This is a genomic window from Arthrobacter sp. 05L417 (genome assembly GCF_056397865.1).
The window spans coordinates 1-17,082 of the sequence record NZ_JBFTOG010000048.1 but is presented as its reverse complement, the minus strand read 5'-3'; the positions used below and the strand labels follow the sequence as shown (position 1 = coordinate 17,082).

The following is a 17,082-nucleotide window of genomic DNA, read 5'->3' as shown; positions in this document are numbered from 1 at the left end:
TGGTCACTCTCCACAGGCGTCTGACTGTGTCGAGAATTCTCTGCGACCGGACGGGCCCGCAGCGAGAGTGACTGCCGGGACCCGTCTCCATGGCCACTTATTGGGTGAGCAATTAGATAGTTTGGCCGCCGTCGACGTACCAGGACTGGCCAGTCACGAAGCTGGTTTCGTCGGACGCCAGGAAAGCCACGGTATTGGCGATGTCCTGCGGTTGGGCAAGCCTGCCCAACGGAATCCCGGTGCGGAAGGCGTTGAGATCCCCCTCGATCTGGCGTTCGGGTCCTACTCCCAGCCGCGCCCACTGTTCGCGCTGCATTTCGGTTTCGCAGGATCCGGGGTTTACCGTGTTGACCCTGACGCCGTGTCCCGCTACTTCCAACGCTAGACACTGCGCCATCATCTGTGTGGCCGCTTTGGACGCGCAGTATGCGGCAAGATCCAATCTAGGTTTGCTTGCGCAGTTGGACGTGATGATCACGATCGAACCACGGTTTTCGTGGGCGATCATTTTTCGGGCGGCAGCGACGCTACAGAGATAGGCAGCTCGTGTGTTCACGGCGAACTGCTTGTCCCAGAGGCCGATATCTCCGGACAGCAGTTCACCAGGGTTGCAGACTCCAGCGTTATTAACGAAGATGTCCAGTCCTCCCAGCTGGTGTGAAGCATCGTCCATGGCCTGTTGCACAGAGGCGGGATCCGTGAGGTCAGCGGCGACACTGTATCCGCCCAGTTCGGCGGCAGTGTCAGCCGCCGTCGCAGCGTCGATGTCGATGATTGCGACTTTCGCACCCTGGGCAACGAGGTGGGCGGCGATTGCCTTGCCAATGCCACGACCGGCACCGGTAATAATGGCGGTCTTTCCTTTAAGCGAGGTATTCATTTTTGCACTCCGATGTTTCGTTCGAACTGTAGAGAATCAATGTTTGCGGCTGGTAGCGGCCTTAGTGCTGCGTCGAACGCGCTGCTAATCGCCTCGCGCGCCTTACCTGCTTGGGCGGCGTCACCGATGATTACGAGTCTGTCGCTCGGGAGATCCCCCAGGCCGAGCGCATGGACGAGGGAATTTCCCCTCCCGACGCGTAGCCTGTAGTAAAAGAAATCGCGAACTTTCTGGTTGCTGAAAACCTTCTTGACGGCTCCTGACTTCATGAACGCCGTGTTCAGGATTTTCTCCACCAAAGGACCGAGTCCGGCCCGGTATCGAGCTCCGGCAGCGATGACGACGAGATCGGCTTCGTGCAGAAGTTCGAGTCTGGATTGCGCAGCTTTACCAAGATGGAACCTGACGCCGGCCCGTCTGCATTCGTTTTCCAGGTTGGAGATGTAGGCGGCGAAGCTCGGCTCTGTGGCCTCAACGTCATTGAAGGTGGGGGCCTTCCCCGTCAGTAGGAAATTGCCTCCCACTTGGCCTCGTTTGTCGATAACGCTGACCGTGTTACCAGGGGCGGTTAGCGATGCGTATGACAGACCGGCCGGTCCGGCACCGATAATGACGATTTTCCGTCCGGTCGCCGTTCGACGACCGGCTGCGAACTCCAGTTCCCGGCCAGTGGTTGGGTTGACGACGCAGGACAGGTTGTTACCGCCTCGCATGTTGTTCACACAGTGATTGCACGACAGACAGCTGCGAACAGGTTCCCCGTTTCTGGCTTTGTTGACCCATTCCGCGTCTGCCAGGAGCGCACGGCCAATGGCCGTCATGTCCAGCTTTCCCTCGGTTATGGCCCTGCCGGCTATCTCTGGGTCGCCCAGTCTTCCGACGCCGATGACGGGGACCTTGACCCGCGCCTTGACGGCTGCGGCCATGTCCAGGAAGATTCCTTCCTTGTAGGCCATGGGCGGGATCATCACCTCGGCGCCGGGTTGGGACTTGTAGTGTCCTGCCGTGACGCTGATCGCGTCGGCTCCTGCTTCGACAGCCCATTCGGCTACAGCATAGGCGTCCTCGGCGTGTAAGCCTTCGGCGTAGAAGTCTTCGGCGCCAAGTCGATAAATTACCGGCAACCCTGGAACTGCGGCTTTTATGCCTTCGATGATTCGAAGGCCGAAACGAGCCCGGTTTCGCAGCGATCCGCCGAATTCATCCGTACGGACATTCTCCGATGGAGAGAGGAACTGCGCGATCAGGTAGCCGTGTGCTCCGTGAAGCTCCACCATATCGAAGCCGGCCCGTTTGGCGCGTGCGGCGGCGGAGACGAACGCTCCGATTGTTTCCTCGATTCGTTCTTTGGTCATCGCTTCGGGATGGGCTATTTCCTTTTCGATTTCAAAGACGGGTGTTGGTATGGCGGAGGGTGCGATGGGCTGCACCTGCGAGACCGCACGGCGAGCCCTGCTGCCACCGTGACCTAGCTGGATCGACGCACGGGCACCTTCATCGTGGATTGTCTTGACTATCGTTTCCAATCCCGGCAGAAACTTGTCATCATAGATGCCCAGCTCATGGAACCGGTGACGTCCGGCAACCTCAGGTGCTGCCATTTCGACGGTGATCAGCCCTACGCCTCCGCGGGCGCGCGCTTGATAATAGGCAACGGTGGCAGAGGTAGCAAAACCCGCATTCGTGGAGTATCTGGTCGTCATGGGAGGCATGACCACCCTGTTCCTGATCTCGACGCCTCCGATAAAGATCGGAGTAAACAATGCCGAAGTCTGCACGTCAGGCATGGACAAGTCCCGACTCCGCTATAGCCGCGCGCAAGGCCGTCCGTTCTTCGTCGCTGAGCGGCTGCAACGGAGAGCGCACATAAGCCTCATCGATGCCGCCCGTCAATGCCAGGATGTTCTTCATTCGGTTGTGTCCGTCCAGAAGAGGTTCCTTGTAGCATTCTTCGGCGAGCGGCCAGATCTGGTCCCATACCGTACGGGCTTCGGCGAGGTCCAGCTTGTTGACAGCCTCCCAAAGCCGGACGTGAAGGCTGGCCACAATGCTGCCATGACCCGAGAGAATGCCATCGGCCCCCACACATAGGGAACTGAACAGGGAACGGCTGAAACTAGACAAGACCGCAACGTCCCTGTCGAGTGATTTCAGCGCCCTCCACGTCCGCTCGTAAATGACAATGTCATTGGACCATTCCTTGACGGCGGCGATCGTGTCGATTTCCGCACACAGCTGCGTGATGCCGTCCACGGTGAACCGCAACGCCGAAAAGTTGGGATAGATGAAGGCAATCAACGGTAGATCCGTTGATGAGGCGATTTCGCCAAAGTGCCCGCGCGCCATTTCCGGACGCTGATAGCCGCCGCCATCCAATACCGCGGACGGGAAGACCAGCAGGCCATCAGCGCCGGCCTGCTGTGCCCGAGCCGCAGCTGCCGCGGCTTTGGTTGATCCGTCTTCATAGATACCGGCGATAACAGGCACACGCCCGTTAGTTTCTTCGAGCACAATATCCAGCTGACGGGCGCGTTCATCCTGAGTCAGCGTTGCCGTCTCCGAGGCATGGGCGTTGGTTGTGATCCCAGAGATCCCGGGAACATCCAAGAGCGCACGTAGATGCTTCCTTAGGTTTACCTCGTCCAAGCGGCCATCGGCTGTGAACGGCTGCAAATGGGCAGGTATAACGCCTGAAATCGAAAGGGGTGAAGGTGTCATGGAAGTACTCCTCTGCATTGGATGAGTTCTGAGGTGACTCACGTTACGGTTGGATCAATTTGCTGTGAAATGCCGATTTCACATCCCTTATGCGTGGTACGTATAAGGGATGGATCTCGAAAATCGGCTTCTCAACATTGAGTTCCGTCATCTCCGGGCTCTGGTCGCCATCGCAGAAGACCTGAACTTCACCCGTGCGGCAGAACGGCTTCGAACCACCCAGCCGTCCCTGAGCCGGACCATTGCTAGCCTCGAGCAGATTCTGGGAACCGTTCTAGTGCGCCGTGACCGCCGTTCCGTTACCCTGACCCCGGCAGGGACACGTCTCCTCGCCTACGCTCAGCTCTGCTTGAGGGCCCTACAAGAAGGCGCGGACGCGGCTACCGGCACCTCTTTGGTTTTGCGCATTTGTTTCGCCGGTCCTCTTGCGGAGATAACAGGACCGGCGGTCAGGACCTTTGAAAACATGCATCCGGGCATTCAGGTGGACATTCGCCGTTACGACGACCCGATGGCGAGGCTCTCTGAGGGACGATGCCATCTGGCTTTTCTTCTCGGCGCCCCGAACAACCCGGCGCTTGAAACGCTGGTGCTGACTGAGGAACCCAGGATGGTGGCACTTCCGGCTGGTCATCGACTCACTGGACGAAGCGCCATCGGCCTCAAGGAGCTGTCACGCGAGACGTTGGTGATGAACGTCCTCGCGGGTACCACCAGTGTCACTCTGTGGGATGAGGCAGACATGCCCACCAAGATCGTGCGCGTCCGCAATATTGACGAGTGGATGGAAGCGATTGCGCTGGGTCGGGGTATCGGTATCACTCCAGCGTCGACCGCACGCTTTTATACTCATCCGCAAATTGATTTCCGCACCTTATCGGATGCCCCGCGAGTGCCCGTTGTTCTGGCTTGGCGAAAAGGAGACCCGCATCCAAACATCCCCGATTTCACCGAAGCTGTGAGGTTGTCTCTGATGTAATCCGGTGCGCGGCTCTTTGCGCTCTCCGGGAGTTACTGGAGCCCGAGTGCTTTCATCCGCGAATACAGGGTGGAGCGGCTGATGCCAAGCAGCCCTGCAGCTTGAACCTTATTGCCCCTCACTTGCACCAGAACCTTGCGAATAGTGTCGAACTCAGCCTGCTCCAGGAGCCCCAGATTCCGGCGGCGGCCAGGCGTTCGATACCGCTCCGGAATGTCGCTAAGAGTCACATCGCCGGCTGACCGCGCGGCAAGAACTTCGTCTAACACACCCTGTAACTCTTTGTAGTTGCCGGGCCAGTCGTGGGCTGACAGGGCCGCCAGAGCCGGGGGTGTGAACCTAATGTTCTTGGCGCCGCGATCTGACAGCATCGCCCCTATTATCGAAGCCAGCTCGAGTCGGCGTTGCCGCAGCGTTGGCAGATCGATAACCGAACGACAGTGCGTCACGACCGCAGCAAGTGAATCTACTCCAGTATCGCTCGTCAGCACTAGTCGTGTGCTCGTTTGCTCCATAGCGTCTGACAGCACCCGGAGCAACCGCGCATCAAGAAGGTGGACCGACTCGACGACGAGGCTGGCCGGCGATTGCTCTGCCAAGCTCTGAAGACTCGCTGCCCACTTCTTTGCGCCGTTGACGACAGCTTCGCTGGCGTCAATCACTTGGACGAAATCGTCACCTGTCACGCTGTGAGCTGCGGTGGTGCGGCCCGATCCTGGCTCACCGGAGACGAGCACATGGCCGGAGGCAGCGCGTGCGCGGATGAGCGTCTCGGTAAGTTGGTCACCGACGGTTCGGTATCGAACTGAAGCGCGGGGCACAGCCAGGGTATCTTCTTCGTCTCGCAGAACGCGGAACACCGCACCCTGATCCGAGACCCTCTCTACGAGGACCGTTCGCTGTCCAATGCTCAAGTCCATCCGCACTCGGTCACCGAAGACCACGCCGTGTTGCGCAGCGAACTCTTTTAGCACGGCGAGGTCATTGCTTTGTAACTCCGTGGCCGCCGCACCGTTGGTGAAAGTCTCGCTTGGCTCGACCGCCACCACCGGCATTCGGCGATGGCTTTCACATGCAGCTCGAAAGGCGAGCAGGAGCGCAACTTGCGCGTCCGAGTACGTAGTTAAGAGCCTCTGTTGGATCTCCCGGACCGCAGCGGTGAGTACGGGCTTCATCAGGGCCGGGCTTTCACGTCCCGGACCCATTATGTTGATCACGCCTTCCAAACGCCTTGTGCCAAGCTGAAAGATCGGGAGACCGAAGCAAATCTGGTCGCGCAGGCATTCCAGAAAGTGCTGTTCCCCCAGCACAAAAACACCGCGCCTGGTCTCGATTGGTGTCGAGATCGCGTTGGTGCCGCTTGTCTGTTCTGTGATTTGGGCGCCAACCAACACCCCCAGACGATCCGACGCGGCGGCCAAATGTGGTGTGCCGAAGGTGCGATGCAGGATGTAGCCCTCGTTGTCGGCAAGCAGAAGCCCGAAATTGGAGTCGTGTAGCTGGTTCTCTAGACCTTCGAGGACCGGCGTGGCTGCCCGCATGAGTCGGGAGCCGAGATTCATGTCGACGAGTTGATCAATGACGATCTGGCTGCCCGGGTTCAGTCCGGCTAGGGTCGATCGATACCACGACTGCCGGATGTCCGGATCCATGGGCGAGTCACCTTCGGGCATCGGATTTCCGACAAATTCACGGATGGGCATATGGCTTTCTTTCCGAGCAGGGGTATATCAATGCTCGCACGGGCCGTCAATCCTCCGCCAGAGTCGGTTCGCCGGGCGAAGACCTTGGCAGGTGGATCGACTGGACGGCACCGGGCGGCTCAGCCCGGATCTCCGCATTGGAACGCTGCAAGAACGTCAGGTGTCCGATTCCTGAACAGTTACTCACATGGGTGTTGGAGGACGATATCGCTATCGCCGATCAGCGTGATCGGCTACAAGCAATCAGTACTCAATGGAGAGGGAGCCCAGATGACGCTCCAGATGGATCCAGCACGGACCAAGACCGAGCTATCCGACAGGTCATTCAAGCAACTCATCGACGGGCGGCTGCTCGAGGGCGCATCCAGCCAGCCTGTCATCGACCCTGCGACTGGCGAAGCGTTCGCCGTAGCTCCGGTCGCGAACGAGAGCCAGGCAAACGAAGCATGCCTCGCGGCCGCCCGAGCGTTCGCGGGCTGGCAAAAGACCACGCATGGTGACCGGACTAATATCCTGGAACAGATCGCGGTGCGGATCGAAGAGCGCCGCCTGGAGATCGCGCAGATCATTACCCTCGAGAACGGCAAGCCGATTGCTGAAGCTGAGGGTGACGTCGACGCGGCGGTGACCTGGCTGCGGTACTTCAACAGCCTGCGTCTGGACCCGGAGGTCCTCCGCGAGGATGACGAGTCGCGCATCGAGGTCCACCGCACGCCCCTAGGTGTTGTTCTTGCGATCATTCCGTGGAACTTTCCGTTCTTCCAGACCATCTACAAGCTCGCTCCGGCGCTGCTTGCGGGCAACACAATCGTCATCAAGCCGGCGCCGACCACCCCGCTCAACGCGATGGTTGTGGCCGAAATCGTCCACGATCTGGTGCCAGCAGGCGTGGTCAACGTGGTGGGCGACGGCGGCGAAATCGGGCCATTCCTTAGCGCGCACCCGTCGATCGCAAAGGTCTCCTTCACTGGCTCAACCGCCGTGGGTCGGAAAGTCATGGCGAGTGGTGACACCGTCAAGCGAGTAGTCCTCGAACTTGGCGGCAACGACGCGGCTGTGGTGCTCGACGATGCAGACATCCCCGCCGTCGCCCAGCGGATCTTTGAGAAGGCGTTCTGGAACACGGGTCAGGTGTGCATCAACATCAAGCGAATCTACGTGCACTCTTCGCAGTACGACGAGTTCTGCACTGAGCTCGCCCGGCTCGCTGAGAAGGCGAAGATCGGCCCCGGGCTCAACCGGGATAACGAATTCGGGCCGCTGCAGAATGCGCGCCAATTCCAGACCGCCAAGAACGCACTCGGCATCGCTGCCCGCGACGGAAAAATCATCGCGGGCGGAAACGTGATCGACAGGCCTGGTTACTTCGTCGAACTCACCGTGGTGCGCGACATTGAGGAGACCAGTCCGCTTGTCGCCGAAGAGACCTTCGCCCCGATACGCAGCGTCCTGAAGTACGACGACATCGATGAGGTCATCGAACGGGCCAACCGAACCGACTACGGCCTCGGAAACTCTGTTTGGGGCAGCGACGTGGAACGTGCCACAACCGTTGCGCGGCAACTTGAGAGCGGGACAGTTTGGGTGAACACGCACTCGGCAGTCGCGCCCGATGTGCCGTTCGGCGGCCGCAAACAGTCCGGCTTGGGTGTCGAATTCGGGATCGATGGACTTCTGGAGTACACGGACAGCTCCGTCATTCACATCGCCAAGAAGGCGTACTCAGATAACTGAACCATTCAGGAACCACACTGCTTTTTCGCGGCCGGTCTGGCCACACAAAGCAGAGCGAATCAGAATGATTAGGAAGGCAAGAAACGCAAATGATTGAACTATCGGTTTCAACAGAACACCTCAGTCCTCCCGAGGACTACCCCTTGGAGAATGTTCTCTACGGAACACCGGCCGCCAAGGTTCAATGGCTCCGGACGTCCACAGACGGCGAAGGTCAACTCTACGTCGGCCTCTTCACCTGCGAGCCCTGCGGGGTGGAAGACGAGCTCCTCGGTGACGAATCTGTCTACATGTTAGAGGGTCGCATGACCGTCGAGGTGATAGGTGGCGAGTCGGTCTCCCTGAAAGCAGGCGACGTCGCATCGTTTCCGAAGGGAACAAAGACCGTTGCTCACGTTCATGAGCCCATCAAAAAGTTCTTTGTAATCAGCGGATAAAGGTAGCAGAAGAAAATGAGCAATAAATCATACGACGTCATTGTCATCGGCGGCGGATTTGCCGGCGTCACTGCTGCACGCGAACTCGGCCGCCAAGGCTACAAGGTCGCGCTGCTAGAAGGTCGCGACCGCCTCGGTGGACGCACTTGGTACAAGGATGATGCACTTCCGGGTTATTCGCTGGAGCTGGGTGGCACCTGGGTGCACTGGTTCCAACCCCACGTGTACTCGGAAATCACCCGCTACGGCCTCCAGTTGGTCGAGACCGTTGGCGTCTCTGGGCCGGAACTGGCAGCCACGGTGACCGGTGGTAAGCAGAGCATCCGAAAGTACGACGAGGTGGCCGACTCAATCAACGCCGTGATGGAAAAAGTGGTCGCAGGTGCCCGCGAGGTCTTCGATAGGCCGTTCGAGCCTTTCCTGCATCCGGAAGCCCTCGCAGAGGTCGACAAGCTGTCGATCCAGGATCGCATCGACTCGCTGGACATCTCCCAGGAGGAAAAAGACCTTGCTAACGGGCTTTGGGGTGCCATGGGTTCCGCTCCATGCAATGAGGTCGGCGTCGTTGCAGCCATGCGCTGGTACGCACTGAGCGATTTCAATATCGGGACCATGTTTGACGCCGTGGGACGGTACAAGTTTAAGGACGGTACCCGATCTTTGATTGAGGCAATCGCTGACGACTCCCTCGCAGAAATTCGCTTAAGCACCCCGGTTGCTTCAGTCGAACAGAACGATGAAGGCGTCCGCGTCGTCACGCGTGACGGCGAGGTTCTCCAAGCGTCGGGAGTCGTTATGGCTGTTCCGATCAACACACTCGGGTCCATCAAGTTCACTCCGGAACTCTCGCCCGGCAAGCGAACGGTCAGTGCTGAGCGGCAAGCCGGCCGCGGCTCGAAAGTCTGGGTGCGGGTCCGCGGTAACCTGCCCAAGCCTTTCTTCGCGGTCGCCCCCGACAACCATCTGATCAACTATGTCGTAACGGACAAAATCTTCGACGACGGCCAAATACTGATTGCGTTCGGTCCCGATGGGGCAAACACAGACGCCTCCAATGCCGGGATGGTGCGTGAGGAACTTGGCAAGATCTTCGGAGACCTCGAGATCGTGGAAACCACCGGGCACAACTGGGCAAATGACGAGTTTTCCCAGGGCACCTGGTCCATGTTCCGACCTGGCCAGACGGTCGCGTACCTTTCCGAACTCCAACAGGCCGAAGGTCGCGTGTTCTTCGCCGGATCGGATATCGCTAACGGGTGGAACGGCTTCATAGACGGTGCCATCGAGTCCGGCATCCGCGCCGGCCGTGAGGTCCACACACAGTTGCTCAGCACCTCCTCTCACAGCGCTCCTGCCTCAGATACAGCGCACTCACACAGAAAGACTTCAATATGACCGAGACCGAGGTCGTTACCGAGGTTGTTACCGAGCGTCGCCGGCTCGCTAAGACCCTGACCTGGCGTGACGGAATGGCGCTTGCACTGACCTTGCCCACGGGCCTATTCGTAACCTTCGGATACCTTCTTGGAGTCGTTGGCGCTTGGACCGCGATCACCGTGTGGTGCGTGGGAGCCGTCATCGCCCTGCTCCAGTGCTTCGTATTCTCCGAGATGGCGGCGATGTTCCCTCGGGACTCGGGTGGCGTAGCCCGCTATGCGATCGAGGGCTGGAAGCGGTACTTCGCTCCGCTAGGAGCCATGGCGGCGTTCGGGTACTGGATTGGCTGGTCCCTGTCGATCTCGATGGCCTCAGTTGTCTTAGGGCAACTCATCAAGGCCACGTGGTTCCCGAGCAATAACCTGAGCTTCAGCATCCTCGGAAACCAACTCGGCCTCGAGCACATCATTGCTCTCGGCGCCATGTTGTTCGCCTGGGCCTTCAACTACTTCGGCCTCAAGTTCGGCGCAACCGTGAACAAGTTTCTGGGCGCCTTCGTCATCGTCGGCCTCGCCGTGGTGACGGTCGCGTGCCTAGTTAGCCCATCGCTGCACTGGTCGGCCAGCAACATGACCTGGTATGTCAACGGAGACTGGCGCACGGTCGCAGTCGTCTTGTACGTGACCGCTTGGGCGGTTTACGCCAGTGAGATTGTCGCGTCCTTCGCGCCAGAGTATAAGAACACGTCGAGCGACACCTCCAAGGCCATGACTCGCATCTCGATGTTCATGATCGTGTTGTTCTGCGTGGTCCCGACCGTGCTCGCCGGCACCATCGGTGAGGGAGCGGTGCGCGACAACCCGGTGACTTATGTGTCGGTGGCGTTCGGCGAAGCCTTCGGCGGCGCCAGCTGGATCGGTACCATCGTGATCGGATCCGCCCTGCTGATCGCGATCATCTCCACGACGGCCGACGGCGGCAGGGCACTCTACGGCCTAGCTGAAGAAGGTATGACCATCAAGCAGCTCCACTGGGTGAACCGCTGGGGAGTGCCCGGACGGTCCCTCACTTTGGACGTGCTCCTGAACGCCACGGTCATGGTACTTGTCGGGGCACCCGTGAGCATCTTGCTGGCCAGCAACCTTGGCTACCTGCTGTCGATCATCCTTGGTCTGTCCGCTTTCCTCCTGCTGCGCAAGGACCGCCCGAACTGGCCGCGTCCGATCCGCCGCGGTCGTGGCTGGATCGCGGTGGTCGTCATCTTGGTTGCATTCAACATCGTCATCACCGTCGTCGGCGTCGCCAATCCTGAGCTCCTCGGCTACGGCGACTTCCGCGACACCCTCGTCGCTGTCGCCATCCTGCTCCTGTCCGTCGTGCTCTACATCTACCGACGCGTGGTCCAGGACAAGAAGCCGATGGCCTGGCGCCTTCCTGCGCCCGCGTTGCCAGAAGGCGAAGACGCTATCGCCCTCGAAGAGGAAATGCGCCAGGTCCAGGCGGAGCGTGAGCGTCGGCGGCAAGCACGATCAGCTCAGTTGTAGACATCATGTGAGCCGAATCGAAAACCCTGTGAAGGGCGGTCTGGCCGGCATCGGATGCGAGCCCGCATATGCCTGGGCGTAATCGCTTCTTGTGCCGCTGCCGGGCCGCTCTTCATGTCCACCCTTCAGATTTAAAGATGAAGATGGGCTGCGCTCATAACGAGAAGAAGGCTGGACATGGCATTGCAAAAGCATCGTAGACGACGTCATGCAAGACTCTTCCGCCGTTTCAATCCCATCATTCTTTACCCGCTGCCTTGACTCATTTGCGTAACTAGCACAAACGACTAACTCGAAAGGAAGTAGACGTGGCCGACCCCGAAAACCACGCAAGCCGGCGCGTGATTGTCACCGGAGGAACCAGAGGAATTGGTCGCGCGTGCGCAGAGCACTTCGCCCGACGCGGCGATCGTGTCCTGGTCTGTTCGCGTAGTGCTTCCGAGGCGCAGGCAGTAGCCGCTGAGCTCAAGCAAGTCGGCGGTACTGCTGAAGGAATGGTAGCCGATCTTGCTGACCCTGAAGTGGGCTCCAAAGTCGTTGGGCGATGTGTCGATCTCTTCGGCGGGGTCGATGCCCTGGTGAACAACGCCGGGATCTTCGAGTCGACGGCGCTTGTCGACGTGACGGCCGCGGACTGGGATTCGACGATGCACACGAACCTGCGCGGACCGGCGCTGACTTCCGCCGCTGCTGCGCGGGTGATGAGGGCCGCGGGCCATGGCTCTATCGTCAACATCGCTTCTATCAACGGTTTGGCACCGGAGGCCAACTTCGCGGCGTACAACGCCTCAAAAGCGGGGTTGATTTCACTCACAAGGACGTCCGCTATCGAGCTCGCAGATGCAGGCATCCGCGTCAATTGCGTTGCTCCCGGCCTGATCCGAACGCCGATGGCGGAGCCCTGGATCACCGGCCTGTCCGATGACGTGGTTGCGCGATGGGCACCGATGCGCCGGTTCGGACTGCCCGAGGAGATCGCGACCGTTGTTGGCTTCCTGATCTCCGACGCCTCCGCATACATGACCGGTGAAACGCTCACGGTTGATGGCGGTACGTTGGCCCGCCAGCCTGTCCTTTGACTCAGCCGACGTGAACCGACTGGATGACGCAAGAGCCCAAGCGCCGCAACGCTGCTTCGACACAACAGCGGTACCCGACTTGCGGACCCCTTTGGTAACCGAATCGTCGTCGGGTTCTGTAGCCGTCCAGAAGGTATGATTCGAATCATGAGGGCGGCCGATTCAGATTTCGCCGACCACCGGGCATTGGCCGACGCGCTCACCGCCGAACGGCCGCTGCATGCGCTGGTGAGGGCGTTATACCGCATCTCTTCTGCGCCTGTGGCTGTGATCGATCTGCGTGGCGGCGTGCTGGTGAGTGTACCTGAGCGAGCGGAATGGATGGCGAAGGAACTCGTCGCCGTATCGCCTCCTCCGGACAGTCCCGTCGCCGGATGCATCCTTCGGTCGGTTGAGCTGGAAGGGGAACCAGTCGCCGTGCTGGCCATGCGTGGACAAGGCGCGTCGACGAAGCTCCTCACTTTTGCCGCCACCCTGGCAGGTATCGAACTGTCACGACGGCACGCCATCTTGAGCGGGCGAAGAGAGCTGTTGGGCCAAGTCCTTGAAGACGTGATTGCCGGTTACCTCGGCGAAAAAGAAGGCGCGCGACGACTCCTTGACCACGGCCTGGACGTAGCCAAGCCGCACGAGGTCGTCGTCGGGTCCGCCGATGGTTCGCCTCGCCGGCTCCGGTCGTACCCCTGGAACCTGCACACCTTGCTGACCCAGCAGAACGATCCGCACCTGCGGACGATCGTGGACGACAGATTGGTACTAGTCGTTCCAGAACAAGCCGGCCTGTTCGTGGCGCGGCTCTGCCACGAACATTTGGCCAGGCTCGGGCCCAACGCACGAGTCGGTGTAAGTAAGCCGCGCGTTGGAGTGCGGGGCCTGAGGCTAGGCTACTTCGAGGCGCGCAACGCGCTGGCTGAAGGGTACGGTGTTCATGTGCATCGGACGCAAGATCTGGCGACGGCCCTCCTGATAGCTAGTCTGGAGGCAGGGGTACCGCTTCGCGACCTCTCGGCCGAAGCTCTAGCTCCGTTGGTGGAGTACGACCGAAAGAACGACACCCTGCTGGTAGACACACTCCGCTGCTACCTCGCAGAAGACGGCGACATGAGCGCGACGGCAGCTGCGCTCTTCGTACACAGAAACACCCTGCGCAACCGCCTGCGGCTAATCGAAGAACTCACCGGACGCGACGTGTCATCGCCAAGCAACTACGCTCACTTCTGGCTGGCCACGTCAGGTCTGGATCTTCGCTCCAGCGCCAATCTCTCCTCCCTTTTCGAACGAGGTACAGTTCAGGATGACTAACAACGTCCGGGTCGCCATGGAGAGCGTCCTCTTCTTAGGCGGAGACACGGGCGCAACACGCGCGTTTTTCAACTTGGTAATGGACCGATTGCACGAAGGTTCAGACTCCGGCCAAACGGTGTCCTTCGTACCGTCAGTCGACGCGCCGATACCCCCATCAGGTTGCTGGATTCCGTGCTTCGGGAGCACTGACAAGGACGCATCGGCTCGCCGAGCGCTAGATTTCGGCGCCGACTTGGTGGCCAAATTGGCTGTAGGTGGGCAGGACCTGAGTGTGTACTCGGCGCCCGCTGGAGCGCTTTTCGTGCTCGCTGAGCTTGTCGGCTCTAAGCCGCAACCGCAGAGACTCGGGCAGGTGGCGTTTGTCGATCTCTACACGCCACGGGCAAAGGAAGCCGCGAACTATTACGCGAACGCATTGTCGTGTCGTGTAATTCATGAACTGAAGCCAACCCCGGGCGACTACCGATTCCTGGCCTGGGGCGATGAGCCAGTCGCGGGTGTGGTCGACATGCTTGATGTTCTCCCGGAATCCGTCCCACCGCACTGGATTCCGTACTGGCGGGTGCTTGATTTGGAAGGGGAGGTTGCGCGCCTGAGTGACTTCGGGGCCAGGGTTCGTGTGCCGGTCACGGAGTCTGCCCTAGGTCCCTTCGCGCTGCTCGCGGATCCCTTCGGCGTCACCTTCGGACTACAGACGCCACTCTCAGACAATCTGCTCGTCGAGCACGCGAAGTCCCAATCGTGAATGTGGGCGCGCACAGTTAGGGCGGCTTGAACGGTGCGCATGCCTATGTTGATGCGCAGTGCGCCTGAATAACGTTAGTCCCTATCAGCTCGACTATCGACGATGGAGACGACAAGTGACCACTTCACTGCCACCGGCACCCCTCACCAAATCCGACCTGGACATTGTGCTCGAAGAACGACTCTCGGATGCCCGGACGCTGCCCGCAGACGCCTACTTATCACAGGACATTCTTGACTGGGAGCGCAAGCACCTCCTCGAGGCCGCGTGGGTCTGCGTCGGCCGCAGCAGCGACGTCGCCAAGGCTGGGGACCAGCGTGCCGTCCGAGTCGGCACCCAGGGCATCCTGCTGACCCGCGACGATTCCGGCGCCCTCCATGCCTTCTACAACGCTTGTCGCCACCGCGGCCACGAATTGCTTCCGGTGGGCGCGTGCACGAACAAGAAGTTGGTGCAGTGCCCGTACCACGCTTGGGTTTTCGGCCTCAATGGGGAGCTTCGGTCGGCGACCCAGTTCATGGACACCGAGAACTTCAACAAGGAGGAGTGGCCGCTGCTCGAGGTCCGATCCGTCGAGTGGTTCGGTTGGATCTTCATCAACGCCTCCGGTGACGCCCCTGAGTTCAGCGAGTGGGTCGGCAATCTGACCGAGGTGGTGGCTCCATGGGACCCCACGGATATGGTTGTCGGTGAGTCACACAACTACACTCTCAAGACCAATTGGAAGACCGTCGTCGAGAACTACCTCGAGTGCTACCACTGCCCGTCAATTCACCCCGAGCTCTGCCGCGTCGCCCCGCCGGAATCCGCAATGGGCCTGCATCAGACAGGCATGTGGCTGGGCGGCGGCCTGGAGTTTCGTGACGACGCGGACACGAACAGCCTCGACGGCCGCAGCGGCGGCGACCGCATCGTCGGAATTGATGACGAGCAGGCCCGCTGGACGCTCTACTTCATGCTCGCCCCCAACCTGCTACTGACGCTCCAGCCGGACTACGTGATGACCCATCGGCTCGTGCCACTTTCCCCGGGCGAGACGTGGGTGGAGTGCACGTGGTACTTCCCGCGCGAGGTTGCCGAGCGGCCGGGATTTGACCCGTCCTTCGCTGCGGACTTCTGGGACATCACCAACAAGCAGGACTTCGGCGCCTGCGAGTCCGTTTACCAGGGCATGCTCACTGACGGTTACCGCCCAGGTCCGTTCGATGAACGCGAGGACGGCGTCCGTGCTTTCCAAGCCCAACTCGCCACAGCCTATCTGACAGGTCGTTGGGAGAAACCACTACAGATTAGCTTGGGCGCCTCCCATGTCATCTGACCTGGAGCTCTCTCTTGAGATCACGGCGGCTTCACTTGTGGCCGCCGGTGTGCGGTCGCTGCGCCTTGCGCGCGGCGACCGTGCTCCACTCCCCAATTGGGATCCGGGTGCACATCTCGAATTCGAGCTGCCTAACGGGCTGATCCGCCATTACTCGCTCTGTAACGACACCAACGAAACCGACTCGTATGAGGTGGCGGTGCTCTTGGCTCCCGAAAGTCGCGGAGGGTCAGAATACGTGCACAACGATCTCCAGGTGGGCGACGCAGTGACCGTGCGCGGACCGCGGAACAACTTCCCCTTCGCAGTTAGCAGCAGCGAGCGGGCGCTCTTTATCGCAGGCGGTATCGGCATAACCCCAATCTTGCCCATGATCAGAAAAGCCAACGAAGACGGCATCGAATGGAGCCTCGTCTACGGCGGCCGGTCTCGAGACTCGATGGCCTACCTTGACGAACTCCAGCGCTACGGGTCACGGGTCCAAATAGTGCCCCAAGACGAACTCGGCCGGATCGACCTTCAGGCACTCCTGGGAGTGCCTCAGCTCGACACGAAAGTCTACTGCTGCGGACCTGCGGGACTTCTGGACGCAGTCCAGCAACTCTGTGGGACGTGGCCGACCGGCACACTGCATCTGGAGAGATTTGCTGCCGGAAGCCTCGACGAAGGCGTGGAAGCGGGCTCAAGCGTGTTCACCGTCGTCGCGGAGCGCAGCGGCGTGACTTGTGAAGTGGCTGTTGGTGAGTCGATCACAGATGCGTTGGGGCGGGTCGGAATCGTCGTGCCGACCTCGTGCAAGGAAGGCATTTGCGGTACATGCGAGACCAAAGTGATCGCCGGCGTTCCTGACCACCGCGACTTCCTCCTTGGCGACGCCGACCGCGAATCGGGGGCGACGATGCTCATCTGCGTGTCCCGTGCAAATACGCCAGAACTCGTCCTCGACGTTTAGCGTTCAAGGGTGGGTAAACGGAAGAGAAACTCACTTCCACCAACCACTTACTTGGGCCGTCTGCCAGGAGCTAATACTGCTCAGCAGTTGAGGCAGGGCTTGCTGCCCGTGGCGGGCGCGATTGTCACCGTAGCGGAAGCGGCGGAAACAACGGTCTCGGGCTGGTTGGGTCCCCGGAGAGTAGTCCAGTGTTTGTGTGAGTTTCGTGTCCGAGAATGGACGCAGGAGGAAATTCACGAATCATGGCACGCAGACATACCCCTGAGCAGGTCATCGCCAAGGTCCGGCAGGGCCAGAAGATGCTCAACGAC

Annotated in this window: 14 protein-coding genes; 10 read left to right on the top strand and 4 right to left on the bottom strand. The window is 60.1% G+C overall.

The window, feature by feature from the left end:
- Window positions 1-112 precede the first annotated feature (112 nt).
- From AC1DJW_RS23845 to AC1DJW_RS23835, 3 genes are read right to left on the bottom strand one after another with little or no spacing between them, the layout of a single operon-like run.
- Window positions 113-880, bottom strand: coding sequence for an SDR family NAD(P)-dependent oxidoreductase (locus AC1DJW_RS23845; protein ID WP_284755905.1), 768 nt, complete (start codon window positions 878-880; stop codon window positions 113-115).
- On the bottom strand, window positions 877-2,667 hold the full coding sequence (locus tag AC1DJW_RS23840) for an oxidoreductase (protein WP_476902693.1): 1,791 nt from the start codon (window positions 2,665-2,667) through the stop codon (window positions 877-879). Before AC1DJW_RS23840 ends, AC1DJW_RS23845 begins: the two co-directional genes overlap by 4 nt.
- Window positions 2,660-3,598, bottom strand: coding sequence for a dihydrodipicolinate synthase family protein (locus AC1DJW_RS23835; RefSeq protein WP_284755902.1), 939 nt, complete (start codon window positions 3,596-3,598; stop codon window positions 2,660-2,662). The genes AC1DJW_RS23840 and AC1DJW_RS23835 overlap by 8 nt, the downstream gene beginning before the upstream one ends.
- A 109-nt stretch (window positions 3,599-3,707) precedes the next feature.
- Between AC1DJW_RS23835 and AC1DJW_RS23830 the strand changes: the two genes are divergently transcribed.
- Window positions 3,708-4,577 (top strand): LysR family transcriptional regulator, encoded by an 870-nt coding sequence (locus AC1DJW_RS23830; RefSeq protein ID WP_390280718.1) that lies wholly within the window; start codon window positions 3,708-3,710, stop codon window positions 4,575-4,577.
- 32 nt (window positions 4,578-4,609) lie between these two features.
- Here AC1DJW_RS23830 and AC1DJW_RS23825 read toward each other — a convergent pair whose 3' ends face one another.
- Window positions 4,610-6,229 (bottom strand): sigma-54-dependent Fis family transcriptional regulator, encoded by a 1,620-nt coding sequence (locus AC1DJW_RS23825; protein WP_390280716.1) that lies wholly within the window; start codon window positions 6,227-6,229, stop codon window positions 4,610-4,612.
- A 321-nt stretch (window positions 6,230-6,550) separates the two neighbouring features.
- Between AC1DJW_RS23825 and AC1DJW_RS23820 the strand changes: the two genes are divergently transcribed.
- The 9 genes from AC1DJW_RS23820 to AC1DJW_RS23780 all read left to right on the top strand — a co-directional run bounded on the left by AC1DJW_RS23820 (window position 6,551) and on the right by AC1DJW_RS23780 (window position 16,771).
- A complete protein-coding gene (locus AC1DJW_RS23820; RefSeq protein WP_459341319.1) occupies window positions 6,551-8,014 on the top strand; it encodes an aldehyde dehydrogenase family protein in 1,464 nt (487 codons plus the stop codon).
- Between the two features lie 89 nt (window positions 8,015-8,103).
- Window positions 8,104-8,451 (top strand): cupin domain-containing protein, encoded by a 348-nt coding sequence (locus AC1DJW_RS23815; RefSeq protein WP_284755896.1) that lies wholly within the window; start codon window positions 8,104-8,106, stop codon window positions 8,449-8,451.
- A 15-nt stretch (window positions 8,452-8,466) separates the two neighbouring features.
- Window positions 8,467-9,846, top strand: a complete 1,380-nt coding sequence (locus AC1DJW_RS23810) for a flavin monoamine oxidase family protein (protein ID WP_459341320.1) — start codon at window positions 8,467-8,469, stop codon at window positions 9,844-9,846.
- Entirely contained in the window at window positions 9,843-11,372 is a 1,530-nt protein-coding gene (locus tag AC1DJW_RS23805) for an APC family permease (protein WP_476902692.1), read from the top strand. Before AC1DJW_RS23810 ends, AC1DJW_RS23805 begins: the two co-directional genes overlap by 4 nt.
- Before the next feature lie 308 nt (window positions 11,373-11,680).
- Window positions 11,681-12,451 (top strand): SDR family NAD(P)-dependent oxidoreductase, encoded by a 771-nt coding sequence (locus tag AC1DJW_RS23800; protein ID WP_476902691.1) that lies wholly within the window; start codon window positions 11,681-11,683, stop codon window positions 12,449-12,451.
- 147 nt (window positions 12,452-12,598) lie between these two features.
- Window positions 12,599-13,753, top strand: a complete 1,155-nt coding sequence (locus AC1DJW_RS23795; protein WP_284755890.1) for a PucR family transcriptional regulator — start codon at window positions 12,599-12,601, stop codon at window positions 13,751-13,753.
- Window positions 13,754-14,108: 355 nt separating this feature from the next.
- Entirely contained in the window at window positions 14,109-14,501 is a 393-nt protein-coding gene (locus AC1DJW_RS23790) for a VOC family protein (protein WP_459341322.1), read from the top strand.
- A gap of 115 nt (window positions 14,502-14,616) precedes the next feature.
- Window positions 14,617-15,819 (top strand): aromatic ring-hydroxylating oxygenase subunit alpha, encoded by a 1,203-nt coding sequence (locus AC1DJW_RS23785; RefSeq protein ID WP_284755887.1) that lies wholly within the window; start codon window positions 14,617-14,619, stop codon window positions 15,817-15,819.
- Window positions 15,809-16,771: a PDR/VanB family oxidoreductase gene (locus AC1DJW_RS23780; RefSeq protein WP_476902690.1), complete on the top strand. Its 963-nt coding sequence runs from the start codon at window positions 15,809-15,811 to the stop codon at window positions 16,769-16,771. The genes AC1DJW_RS23785 and AC1DJW_RS23780 overlap by 11 nt, the downstream gene beginning before the upstream one ends.
- The last annotated feature ends 311 nt before the right edge of the window (window positions 16,772-17,082 follow it).